The sequence below is a fragment of the Elusimicrobiota bacterium genome (assembly GCA_018816525.1).
GTDB lineage: Bacteria > Elusimicrobiota > Endomicrobiia > CG1-02-37-114 > XYA2-FULL-39-19 > OXYB2-FULL-48-7.
The window spans coordinates 23,387-35,845 of record JAHIVV010000021.1; the positions used below are offsets into that span (position 1 = coordinate 23,387).

A 12,459-nucleotide genomic window follows, 5' to 3' on the forward strand; every position below is an offset into this window, starting at 1 on the left:
TATGGGGTACTCCCCTTTTATAAGATTATAAAGTAACAACCTTTATGGTTTTTAGAGAATCCGTCTCCTGTCCGCTTATTCTGACATTTTTTTCAGAAAGGTCGACAAGGTATTCGCAGATTTCATTTGTAATTCGTTCACCGGGGATCAATACAGGTATGCCCGGCGGGTAAGGAGTCAGGGTTTGAGCTGAAATCTGGCCTGCTGCTTTTTTCAAAGGAACGCGTTTAGTGCCGTAGCTGAAGAAAATATCACGCGGCATCATTACCATTTCGGTGGAAAGAGACGGGATATCCAGCACCCAGTTCTTTTCCTGGCCGTGGTATTTTTTATCGATCTCAGTTAAAGCGGCAACCAGCTGAGTTATATCGCTTTTTTCAGTACCGGCGCCTGTTATCGCAATTAAATTAAAAATATCTGCGCAATCAATCTGAATATTGTATTCTTTTGCAAGAACATCTTCTATCTGATAGCCCGTCAGGCCTGTCTGTGTTACATTCACGGTAATCTTGGTTAAATCAAGGTCGTAGCCCAAGGATTTGATGTCCTTCCTGGAAAAACATGAAAAATTATTTAACTGATTTATTTTGTCCCTTCCCTGGTTGGTCCAATGTATTATTTTATCAAACATTTTTTCACCGGACTCTATCATTTGTTTTCTGGCCAGGTCCAGGCTCGCAAGTATCAGGTAATTCGGGCTTGTGGTCTGCAGCATTGAAACTATTTTTTTTGTGCGGTTAAGGTCTATTAGATCGGAATTAAAATGAAGAACCGAGCCCTGTGAGAGCGCAGAAAGTATTTTATGGGTTGATTGCACGCAAAGATCTGCGCCTGCTTCCACTGCAGATATAGGCAGGTCCTGGTGAAATTTTAAATGGGCGCCATGAGCTTCGTCAACCAGCAGGATTTTCCCCTGTCTGTGGCAGATTTCGGCAATTTTTACAAGATCGGTAGTAACGCCGTTATATGTAGGGCTGGTAACAAAAACACCCTTCGCTTCAGGGAATTGCTTCAGCGCATCTTCTATTTGTTCGGGCGAAGAATCAAGAATTATATCATAATTTTGGTCAATTTTAGGCTGGAGCCATATGGGCCAGATACCGGATAATATTATGCCCGATAGCGCGGATTTGTGGCAGTTTCTCGAGAGAATTATTGAATCGCAGGAATTACAGGCTGAAAGAAACATCGCCAGGTTCCCGGACGAAGAACCGTTTACAAGAAAGAATGAGTGTTCTACTCCGTAAGCCTGGGCCATCAACTCCTGTGCTTTTTTTATGGGGCCCGTAGGATCGTGTAAAGAATCGACTTCAGGAAATACTGTAACATCAAAATAATAAGCATTTCTGCCGGTGAAGGACTTCAGTCTTTTATCTATACTTTGCCCGTTTTTGTGCCCCGGGGTATGAAATGAAGTTACTTTGCGCTTGGCGTGTTCCAAGAGTATATCGAATAATGGTGTTTTTAATTGAGGTTTCATTTTAATAGTGTAATATGATATTCATTTTTGGTATTATTGTCAATAGCAAACCTTATAAACCTCCAAATAATTATCAGCATAAACTTTTTTTGTATATTTATCGAGAAAGATGTTCGCTGACTTGAAGTATCTCTCCTGCCGGTATTTTTCCGGAAGCAATCTTTTAACTTCTATCCAATTAAATATCAAAAATTTTATTTTATTTAGAGAGGCCCATTCTCTTAAAGCGGCCGGGCCCGCAGACCCGGCAATTGCATCAAAAAAAACAGGCGAATCATGCTGTGAATTGCTTATCGCGGGATTTTTACAATAAAATCCTCTTGCCTCGCCTGCTATCAAAACACGGTCCTGTTGTGTGCTTGAATTTTCTTCCAGGTATTTATATGCTGGGTAAGAGGGACAATGGTAAATGTTTTGGTGCTGGATTGAAAGGTACGCGTTTGCATTGCATTGACCTGTGATTATTTTCAGTCCGTCATATTTTGTCTGAAATATTAGAGCAATCCAGTAAATATTTGTAAATAACAAAAGAGCAAGCGCTATCTTTAATTTTTTATTGTTTTCCAGCATAAATGAAATTGCAATAAACAGAATTATTAAATGCGGAAATAAATGGCGCACCATATGTGTTGAAAACAGCCAGACAAGAATACATGAAGCGCAATAATAAATAGCAAACTTTACTTTTTTGTCTTTGAAGTATATAAGCATTAATGGAATAAGCAATAGAAATACAGGGCCCATAAACCCCGCCCTGCCCGACTCCGCTCCCGTAATACCTGATGTAAATATTTTTTTTAATCCAGAGAAAGCTGAGTTAAAACCGTCATACCCGCTTTTTGTATCCAGAAAAAAACTGTTCAAAGTGCCTGGCCCCCAGGGCCCGGAACCAAATATTTTCGTGAAAAAAGGCAAGAAGGGGTTGCCGGAAAAAATACAGTTTTTGCAAAACCAGGGAATTAAGGGCAAAGAAACGCAGAGCAAAAACAAAAACATTGTTTTGTAAGAGTTTTTAAAGGAATTTTTATAGTTGTAAATAATTATTACTATCAAGAAAGGTAAGCCGAGCATTGCTGTTAGTTTACAAGCGCTTGCAAAACCGAAAAGTAATCCAGAAAGGTAAAGCAATTTTTTGTTCTCTTTTTGTTCGAATAACCAGTCTTTAAATAGAATTAATCCCAACAAAAGAAAGAATGCCATTCCAATATCAGAGCCAGCGCACCAGAGATTCAGCGCAACCAAGGGAATACTTAGAAATATCAGCACTGACAACTCTTTGCCAGCAATATAGATTGTATAAATCAAAAGCAACCCTATGAAAAAACTTATAACTTTAACTAGCAGAGCATCATTAAATATTAACCCGTAAGTGTAAATTAAACTCATTAAATGAGGCAGGGAAGAATAGATATTGGTTGGTATATTAACAAGCCTGCCCGCTTTTAGATAAATATCAGGGATAGCAAGATGGTAGACTAAAGAATCGTAAAATATTTCAGGTAAGGTAGTAGCGAAAAAAAATAGAATTAAGAATGGTATTATCAAAATAAAATAGATGTTAAACTTTGGTTTAACTATTTTAAATCTGAAAGTATTGCTCCCGTTTCTTAATGATTTTAAAGTATGTATTAATGAAATGAAGGAAGTAATTACTAAAAGCAAAACTAAGGCTGTTTTAGTTAAAAAGCCCAGGATGCCTAGAAGAAAAACTAAATATCCGGATATACCCAAGCCCAGGCCCATAGATAGTATCGTATGTTTTTCTTCAGGGTAAGAATCAAATTTCAGAAGACTTAACAGCCTGTTTCCTATCCACCAGATATTGAAGAATAGCAACGAAACAAATACGAATCTAATTACATGTAAAGACAAGAAAATTATTACCTTGGGATTAAAAAGAGAAATGTCTTTGATTACTGAAGAAAATAGATTCAAAGGTGAGATTGAGAAAAATCTGTAAGTATATATTGCGTAAAAAATAGAGATCATAGCTATAAACAAACCAGAGATAGCCATAATTAATGATCGAAATTCATTTTTGCCCATGATTAATGTTTCCCCTCAACAAAACAATATACATAATTTTTTACCCTTTATAAAGAAAAATAAAAGGCATAAAGATAAAAGCCCCGGTAAAGGACCGGGGCTTTTTCAGGGCACAAACAGGTTGATGCTATTCTTTTATTGCCGGAGTAAATTCAAATTATTAATATCTGAAGGTTATACCAGCTTTAAAAACTATACCCGGAAGAGGGTAATTTTCCCTGCTTTGATATTTAACGTCTGACAGGTTGTTTATCGCAGCGAATAATTCTGTGTAATCGAAATTATATGTGATTTTGTAATTAAAAAGTAAACGGGCGCTCAATTTATGCTCGGCCGCATCATCGTCTATCCATTTTTGCTCCGATGTGTATTCGATAGAGATTGTTTGTTTTAAACTAAAGGAATTTTCATAGGTTAAAGAATAGTTTGTGCGGTATTGGGGCGTATATTGAAGTGTTTTGAATTGTTCGCTGCTGTTGTTTCTGCCTTTTGAATCAACATAGGTAAAATTTAACTGGTTTGAAAAGTCCTTTGGTACAGAAAAATAATCGATTACTGGAAGGATGCTTGAATTAGAATCGATTTCGTATTCTACCCCCTGATTGTAAGCTTCTCCGATGTTTTCTGGTTTCCATAAATCGTATTTGACATAACCCGCAGTCGGCACGTTGTTGTCAACCCATTCTATCTTGTCCTGGATGTCGCTGCGGAATAGCGTAATTCTTGATGTGGTATTTTCATTCAGGATGTTTTCCATCCCTACGTCATAACCACATGATATTTCCGGAACCAGGGTTGGATTCCCTTTGGTTTCCCCGCCATAACCAAAATAATCCCATGTTCTTTTTGGAGAGTAAAGGTCTTCAAAGGTCGGCCCGACGAAGGCTCTTCCAATGTTAAGTGAGAACTTTGTATAAGGATCAAGAACATATATCGAATTTAAGCGAGGGTTTATTTGGTCGCCGTAAACTGAATGGCCGTCATATCTCAGGCCGATTGTTGTACGCAGGGGGAAGAATGCAAAATCCTTTTGTATAAAAAATGAGTTGATCGTAAAAGTTTTGGCTATATCCTCCTGTTCGGTAAGTTGATTGAATTTTTTATAAGTCTGGTTTTGAACATCAGCCCCGATGACAATTTCTTTAGGTGCGTTAAGCTGTAACGTTACGCCTGCATTATCCGTCGTATTATTATCAAAAGTAAAATTATCGGTATCCTTGTACTCCATGTTTGTTTTCCTGTAAAATATTTTTGAATTAAGGTTGAAATTTTCAGTTATAGGTATTTCATGCCCTATCTGCAAATAGTTGTTATTATCATTTTCTCTGGCGTTAGGGGTGGTCGCTGTTCTTTCTTTCATATTGTCGTAAACGGAAAGTTTTGTATAGTTTGAACCTGGAATTCCAGATTCTTCTGAAAAATAGTCAAGGTTTATTTTTATTTTCCCGGAGGTTTTTAGATCTATCCCGATATTAGTGTTTAAATGGCTACTATTTGCATCGCTATTCTCGCGCCAGCCGTCGCTTCGGTTAATACTGCCAGAAAGAAGCCAGCTGAAAATATCATTTTTATCACCATAAGTCGCTTTAAGAACATTAGTATTATAGCTTTCTGATTGCAGCGTTAACCCCAATTCTTTCCCTTTCGGTTTTTTGTTAATGATATTTACAACACCATTCAAAGCGCTCGAGCCATAAAGTGATGACGAAGGCCCGCGGACAATTTCTATTCTTTCAATATTATCGGCAGGCAGGAGGCTAAGATTTGCAGCTCCTGTAGCTAAATTGTTCATTCTAAGGCCGTCGATCATAACCAGGACTTGTTTACTCGTATCTCCTCCCGATCTGATACGAATATTGCTTGTTGATCCGAGAGTTCCTGTTTTGCTTACTTCCGTTATGCCGACAGAGTCCTTAAGCAGATCGCCTATAGTTATCGCATTTGTTTCCCTTATTTTGTTTTGACTGACAAGACTGACATTTGTCGATAAGTTTTTTTGCAACTCGGGTTTGCGGGTGAGGGTGATAAAAGCGGTGCCCGAATCGAACTTTACTTCTTCAAAACCAAAAACAGCTGACATACACGAACTAACTAACAAAACACAACTCACAGCAAATACTTTTCTCATGATTTTATCCCTCCTGTAGGATAATTTCCTTGCAGGTGGTGTTTAAAACTTACTGCTTTCCCTTCCCTGCGAAGGTACTTTCCAAGTTTAAGTGATGGACCAGACTCCTTAACAGACAGCGCTATCTGTAAGATTACTGTTGCGTGGCAGTATCCCGGATTTAACGGGAATTTCCTTCACTTAACTGGTTAAAATTACAACAAAAAGAATAAACATAAATTTTTAGTTTGGTTTTTTGATTAAACTGTATTTCTGAATATCCAAAAAGTAAGCTTTCCAAAAGGTGTCTTTATAAACTGTCTCTGTTTTTGTTATTTCAATTTTTTTATTGAAAATAGGACCGTCATAAACAAACGAATGAAATTCGCCGTTTTCTCCGCAGGAACATATTTTGCGGTTTATCAGATTACTTACAAGTTCAGTATTGAAGTCCTTCCCCACAAAATTCTTATCGAAAAGCTCGGCTTTTGCGCTGGTTATTATCGATTTAAATCCTAGATTGATGAATTCAGATGCAACGATATTCGGGTCCTGCTTCCAAAGCGGCTCTATTGCTGTTATGCCGATTTCTTTGCAGACGCGTTCAACCCATTCGCGGTGCTCATCAAGATAAATATCTCCGAAGACCATACCTTCAACAGCATGCTTTTCTTTTAGTTCTTTTACAGTTTTTTTAAAAATATTTTCGTATTCTTTCATGTCAGCAGGCACGCTCTGCTGGATAATCGGTATTCCTATCGCTTCGCTCTGGGTTTTCATCAGCATGCAATCTATTCCGTGAAAACACCCTCTTTTTGTTTCTTCGGAAATGAAATTAACAAGGAACTTTATTTCATGCCCTTCTTTCATTGCTTTGTATGTAGCTAAACAGCTATCTTTGCCGCCGCTCCAGGAGGAGATAATATTCGTCAGAATTCTATTCCTTTTCTTGCGATGATCCCTTTATCATAAGGGTGCTTGATTTTTTTTATTTCGCTTACCAGGTCTGCTTTTTCGATTATTTTTTTGGTTGCCCCGCGGCCTGTCAAAATGATTTCTAAATTTTCCGGTTTTGTTTTTAGAAATGAAAGAATCTCTTCTTCTTTGAGATATCCGCAGTTTAAAGCGACATTAATTTCATCTAAAATGAGTAGGTCATATTTTTTCTTTTTTATGGTTTTATTAAGGCATTCCAAAGCAGCTCGGCATTCAATTTTCAAGGTTTTTAATGATGTGTTTTTGTAAAAACGAGGGTGTTTCTGAGCGAAGCAGAGAGTATCAATGCCAATTTTTTTGAATATTTTATATTCCCCGCAGCCCCATTTTTTCGGTTCTTTATTAAAAGAAACAAACAACACTTTCAAACCATGGCTTTTTGCGCGTACAGCCAGCCCAACGCTTGCCGTGGTCTTGCCTTTTCCTTCGCCTGTATAAACATGAATTAAGCCTTTTTTCATAAACTCTCTTTATGAATACCCTTCGCCCGAGTGTCTTTAGAAATCAGCAAAATATAAGGTTTTCCTGATAATGGATTTTTTTCAACTAGGAGGACGGTTTTATAGACTTCTTCCAGAATTTCGTATTTCAGCACATCCCGCGCTTTTCCATAGGTATGAATTTTACCCTCATTCAATAAAAGCAAATCATCGCAATACTCTGATGCCAGGTTAAGGTCGTGTAAAATAATTACTACGGTGAGGCCTGTTTTATTTAAATCTCTAAGTAAATCTAAAATTTCTATCTGATGTTTTATATCCAGATGATTTACAGGTTCATCAAGTAATAAAAGTTTTGGTTCCTGCGCCAGTGCTTGCGCTATAAGCACTCTTTGCCGTTCTCCTCCGGACAAGTCCCTTATCTTCCTGTGTTTTAAATCAGCAATATTTAATTCCATCATCGCTTTTTGGGCAATATCAAAGTCTTTCTTTCCCGGGGCTTCTAATCGTTTTAGATGAGGGTGCCTGCCCAATAAAACAAATTCTTCGATAGAAAAAGAAAAAGGGACATCAAGGATTTGCGGCAGCACGGCAATTTCCTTAGCGAGGTCTTTTGCCGATAAATCAGAGAGGGCCTTGCCCTGGAAAAATATTTTACCTTCTATAGGCTTAATGATTTTTGTTAAAGACCTGAAAAGAGTAGTTTTTCCTGCGCCGTTTGGTCCGAGTATCCCTAAAAAGCTGCCTTCATTTACAGAAAAAGAAATGTTTTTTATAATTTCTTTGCCCGCGTAGCCGCATGAAAGGTTATAGATTTCTAATAGGTTCAATTTTAGAATACTTCCCAGTTTTTAGATCTTAACAAGAAAATAATAAAGAACACTCCGCCGAAAATTCCGGTAATCACTCCTACGGGCAATTCTACCGGATAAATAATACTTCTGGCGAAAGTATCAGCGATACAAAGGAAAATAGCGCCGGCAAGGCTTGAAAAAATAATAAGCGTAAAATGTTTTGGCCCGCTCCATTTGCGTATAAAATGCGGGATGATAAGGCCTACAAACCCGATTATGCCGGAAGCTGATACACATGCGCCGGTAATAAACGAAGCAATGATGAAAATGGTTCTTATTGTGTTGGCTGAATCGACCCCAAGATAGGATGCTTTTTCTTCACCTAATGTAAGAATATCTATTTCCCGGCTGAAAAGTAAAAGAATCGCTATACCTGCAACCGTAAATCCGGCTACAATTGTTGTTAAACCTGTTTCAGCATTTGACAGGTCGCCCATAAGCCAAAGAAGCGTTGATTGGATTTTCTCTGTTTTAGAAACTGCAAATATCAATAGGATTATTGCAGAAAAAAGAAAACTTAAAATAACTCCGCCTAAAATCAAAGTTGAAACTGAAAAGTTCTTTTTTGATGCAATTAAGTAAACAAATAATAATGATAATAAAGCTCCCAAAAAGGCACAAACCGGCAAACTTAACGAACTTATTCCCAAAACAACCGCAATGGTTGCACCAAAGGCGGCGCCGCCTGATATTCCAAGCGTGTACGGCTCAGCTAAAGGATTTCGCAGTATCCCCTGTAAAACACTGCCGCTGGCAGCCAACCCGGCTCCTACCAACATACTTAATAGGATTCTCGGTATTCTTATTTTCCAAATGATTGTGTGGTTAATTCCGGGAACTGAACTTAAACCGGATAATAGTTCGGTAAACGAAATTTTTGTACCCCCAAAGATAAGAGAAACAATAAAAGTTAAAATTAAAGTAAATATAAGCAAAAAAAGAATAAAATAGTTTTTTTTCATTTGAATAATTCAGGGTGCAATAATTTACTCACAATTTCAATAGCTTCCACAAAATTGACAGGTGTAGGATTACAGGTTATTCTTGTATCTATAACGAATATCCTGCTGTTTTTAACGGCTTTCAAGTCGGAATATTTCTGCCATTGTTTTTTTTCGGTTTCTGTTACGGCGCCCATGGCGACAAGTATAATTACATCGGGGTTCTGTCTTAGTACTTCTTCCTTATTAAAGCGCGGATAACGTAAAGGCCCTTCATGTGCAATATTTTGGCCGCCTGCAAGGGTTATCATTTCATCAATGAAAGTATTCTTGCTTATTGTCATCAGAGGTTCAGCGCCTAGCTGCCAAAATACTTTTACTTTAGCTGTTTTTTTTGTTTTGTTCGTTAACCTGGTTGTCTTTTCATTCAAAGCTGAGAGTATATCAATCGCCTTTTTTTCTTTTCCTAAAAGCTTGCCAAGCAGAAGAAATTGTTCCGATATTTCTTTGAAATTATTACAGGGTTCAAGAGCATAAACTTTTAGTCCGTAACTTTTCATTCTTAAGACAATTTCTTTTTTTTGGCCCTCTTTGGAGGCCAGGATGATATCCGGCTTAAGCCTGACAATTTTTTCAATATTAGGTTCCAGGTAGGTTCCTATTTTTTCTTTTTTCTTTGCCTCTTCCGGGTAATCACAATACGTAGTCACTCCTAGAAGATTGTCCTGAACACCCAGTAAATAGAGCTCTTCGGTTATAGCGGGCGCAAGAGAAATTATCCTCCCCGGGGTATTACCGGCAAATATTTTGGTGTTAAAGTGCAAAATTAATAGAAAAAATAATATTTTTTTCATTTTCTCAGCAAGAAAATAGCCATCAATACGGCGAGTTCTACAGTTTCGTGAATTGCTCCTATTGTATCGCCTGTCAACCCGTCAATTTTACTTGTGAAGTATTCTTTTAAGATTAAAGTAAAGATTGAAATACCGGCAAATAGAAATAGCCCTTTAAGGGAAAAGAAGAAAATACAGCATAAAAGTGTCACAAGACCGGAAATAAGCAACGTAATCGTACCGCTGTTTCCTATAAAGAGTGAACCAAGTCCGTTGGTTTTTGCCGGCCTGCCTTTTACAAGAGACAAAACCATAGAAAATTTTCCAAGAATCGGCATTAATACCAAAGAAGGGTATAAAATATTTTCGGGCATTTGAAAGATGAAAATGAATTTCAGTAAGAGTAAGCAAAAAATGCCTACTACGGCAAAAGTGCCTATGTGCTCGTCTGACATGATTTTGAGCATCTCGTCCTTGTCCCTGCCGCCCAAAATACCATCAATTGTATCCGCAAAACCATCCAGGTGAAGCGCGCCGGTTGATAAAATTAGAATTATCAAAGTAATTGCATCGCATATCATTCTAGGGAAAATTGTTTTTAATATGATATGCGCACCTACAAGTATTGAACCAATAATCATTCCTACAAAAGGAAAGTAAACTATAGACTTTTGCAGGGAAAAGTTTTTAGATTTTATTGGTATTATGGTTAAAAATTCAATTGCAGAAATAAATCCAGTCATTATTGCTCCGTTTTTGTAGAGACACCCGCAGATTCAAAGGTTGCCATTTCGTTCAATATTTTACAGGATGCATCAACGATATTCATTGCCAAGACTGCACCTGTTCCTTCGCCAAGGCGTAAATCAAGGTCCAGGGTGGGCCTAAGCCCAAGCCATTGCAGTTGAACTTTGTGGCCCGGTTCCCGGGAACAGTGGCCTGCAATAATGTAATCCTTTACATTGGGTGCGAGAGTAACAGCAATAAGCGCCGCTGCTGTGGATATAAACCCATCAATGACTATAGGAATGCGGTTTGCAGCTCCGGCTAGAATTACCCCGGCTAACCCGCCGATTTCAAAGCCCCCGATTTTTGCCAGAACATCCAGGCCATCCTTTGGATTTGGATTATTTTTTCTAATACCTTTTTTTATTGCATTTATTTTATTTTCAAGAGTTTTGTTATCTATACCGGTACCTTTGCCGGTTACTTTTTCAACCTCAAGGTTACAAATCACAGAAGTTATAGCTGACGAGGGCGTAGTATTACCTATCCCCATCTCGCCAGTTCCTATAATATCCAGGCCGTTTTTAAGCTCTTCTTCAACAAGCTCAATGCCTGCTTCTATGGATTTAACAGCGTCTTCACTGCTCATTGCAGGGCCTTTTATAAAGTTCTTTGTCCCTAACCCGATTTTTTTGATTTTCAATTTTTCATTTTTAATTTTCAATTCTTCTGCTACGCCCAGGTCTGCCACAACAACTCTTGCGCCTGCGTGTTTTGCCAGGACATTTATTCCTGCCCCGTTATTTAGGAAATTATAAACCATCTGCGGTGTAACTTCTTTTGGGTATGCGCTTACTCCTTTTTCTACGATGCCATGGTCTCCGGCAAGGGTAAATATTACTTTGTTTTTCAAAACGGGATTTTTTTTGCCGCTTATAGCAACAATTTGTTTTGCGATCTCTTCCATTCTTCCCAAAGAGCCTAAAGGTTTGGTCAGGTTATCCAGGCGTTTTTGAGTTGCTTCTAATACCGATTTATCAATCGGCTTGATTCTGTTGATCATTTGTTCAATCTTTTGCAAGTTGCACCTCCATCATTTTATGTTTAATGGTATTCCAGCTACCATAAATTTAACTTCATCCGCATTTTGGGCTATAATCTGGTTAACCTTTCCTAAAACAGACTGAAAATTCCTTCCCATCTTGTATTGAGATATAAGACTGAGTCCGACTTCATTTGAAATTATATAGCAATTCAGCCTCCTTTCCTTTAATATAGCGCAAAACTGTTCAGTTTGCGCCAGAATATCATTTTCGTGCTTTTTTTCAAATAGGTTGTTCGATACCCAAAAATTAATACAATCAACTATTACTGTTTTAGTTCCTATTTTATTAGTTGTTTTAATTAAGTTTGTTTCTTCTTCGATTGTTTTCCATCTTGCCGGCCGTGTTTTGATATGGTCCCGGACTCTTTTTTCAATTTCTTTGTCCGTGATTACTGCTGTAGCGATATAAGTTACAGGGCAATTCAACTTTTTTGCCTCATTTAGAGCATAAGTTGTTTTCCCGCTTTTTACGCCGCCAAGAATAAAAGTAATTTTATTTCCCATAGGTTCCTTATAAAAACAAAAACCAACCTTGCGGGTTGGTTAAAATTAATTCATAATCGTTACTCTAATAATTCCCTTCCCTGCGAAGGTACTAACCGATTCAGATGCTGGACCAGACTTGCCTGTCTTCGTCTACAGAAGACAGTATTACTGTTGCGCGGCAGTATCCAGAATCTCACTGGAATTTCCTGCACTTGAATGGTTTAAAACAATTTCTTTAAAGAACAATTTTAATTTACACTTAAGTTTATACGTTTAAAAACCAAATGTCAATAGGTTGCGGTAACCCAAGAACCGATATTGATTTTGGATCTTCTCCAAATCAGCAATTTCTTCTGAAAAAAAATGTTAAAATACCATTACATAGTTCAAACCTGGGAGGAATTTTGTCTTACTTCACCAAATTTCCGGGTAGTTAACCGCAAAA

11 protein-coding genes are annotated in these 12,459 nt (G+C 37.7%); all 11 read right to left on the bottom strand.

Features of this window, described 5'->3' with window-relative positions; translation table 11 throughout:
* Window positions 1-25: 25 nt before the first annotated feature.
* The 11 genes from KKH91_02555 to cobU all read right to left on the bottom strand — a co-directional run bounded on the left by KKH91_02555 (window position 26) and on the right by cobU (window position 12,032).
* Window positions 26-1,480, bottom strand: a complete 1,455-nt coding sequence (locus KKH91_02555; protein MBU0951698.1) for an aminotransferase class I/II-fold pyridoxal phosphate-dependent enzyme — start codon at window positions 1,478-1,480, stop codon at window positions 26-28.
* A 39-nt stretch (window positions 1,481-1,519) separates the two neighbouring features.
* Window positions 1,520-3,526, bottom strand: a complete 2,007-nt coding sequence (locus tag KKH91_02560) for a hypothetical protein (protein MBU0951699.1) — start codon at window positions 3,524-3,526, stop codon at window positions 1,520-1,522.
* Between the two features lie 160 nt (window positions 3,527-3,686).
* Window positions 3,687-5,654: a TonB-dependent receptor plug domain-containing protein gene (locus tag KKH91_02565; GenBank protein MBU0951700.1), complete on the bottom strand. Its 1,968-nt coding sequence runs from the start codon at window positions 5,652-5,654 to the stop codon at window positions 3,687-3,689.
* A 222-nt stretch (window positions 5,655-5,876) separates the two neighbouring features.
* A complete protein-coding gene (locus KKH91_02570) occupies window positions 5,877-6,569 on the bottom strand; it encodes a diphthine--ammonia ligase (GenBank protein MBU0951701.1) in 693 nt (230 codons plus the stop codon).
* Window positions 6,563-7,090, bottom strand: coding sequence for a cob(I)yrinic acid a,c-diamide adenosyltransferase (gene cobO, locus KKH91_02575; GenBank protein MBU0951702.1), 528 nt, complete (start codon window positions 7,088-7,090; stop codon window positions 6,563-6,565). Before cobO ends, KKH91_02570 begins: the two co-directional genes overlap by 7 nt.
* Window positions 7,087-7,899 carry an ABC transporter ATP-binding protein gene (locus KKH91_02580; GenBank protein ID MBU0951703.1) on the bottom strand — a complete coding sequence of 271 codons (813 nt, stop codon included), beginning with the start codon at window positions 7,897-7,899 and terminating at the stop codon, window positions 7,087-7,089. Before KKH91_02580 ends, cobO begins: the two co-directional genes overlap by 4 nt.
* Window positions 7,900-7,901: 2 nt before the next feature.
* Window positions 7,902-8,885: an iron ABC transporter permease gene (locus tag KKH91_02585; GenBank protein MBU0951704.1), complete on the bottom strand. Its 984-nt coding sequence runs from the start codon at window positions 8,883-8,885 to the stop codon at window positions 7,902-7,904.
* Entirely contained in the window at window positions 8,882-9,718 is an 837-nt protein-coding gene (locus KKH91_02590; GenBank protein MBU0951705.1) for an ABC transporter substrate-binding protein, read from the bottom strand. The genes KKH91_02585 and KKH91_02590 overlap by 4 nt, the downstream gene beginning before the upstream one ends.
* A complete protein-coding gene (gene cobS / locus KKH91_02595) occupies window positions 9,715-10,440 on the bottom strand; it encodes an adenosylcobinamide-GDP ribazoletransferase (protein ID MBU0951706.1) in 726 nt (241 codons plus the stop codon). The genes KKH91_02590 and cobS overlap by 4 nt, the downstream gene beginning before the upstream one ends.
* Complete coding sequence (cobT, locus tag KKH91_02600; protein MBU0951707.1) at window positions 10,440-11,504, bottom strand: nicotinate-nucleotide--dimethylbenzimidazole phosphoribosyltransferase; 1,065 nt, start codon at window positions 11,502-11,504, stop codon at window positions 10,440-10,442. The genes cobS and cobT overlap by 1 nt, the downstream gene beginning before the upstream one ends.
* A gap of 12 nt (window positions 11,505-11,516) precedes the next feature.
* Window positions 11,517-12,032 (bottom strand): bifunctional adenosylcobinamide kinase/adenosylcobinamide-phosphate guanylyltransferase, encoded by a 516-nt coding sequence (gene cobU / locus KKH91_02605; protein MBU0951708.1) that lies wholly within the window; start codon window positions 12,030-12,032, stop codon window positions 11,517-11,519.
* Window positions 12,033-12,459 lie beyond the last annotated feature (427 nt).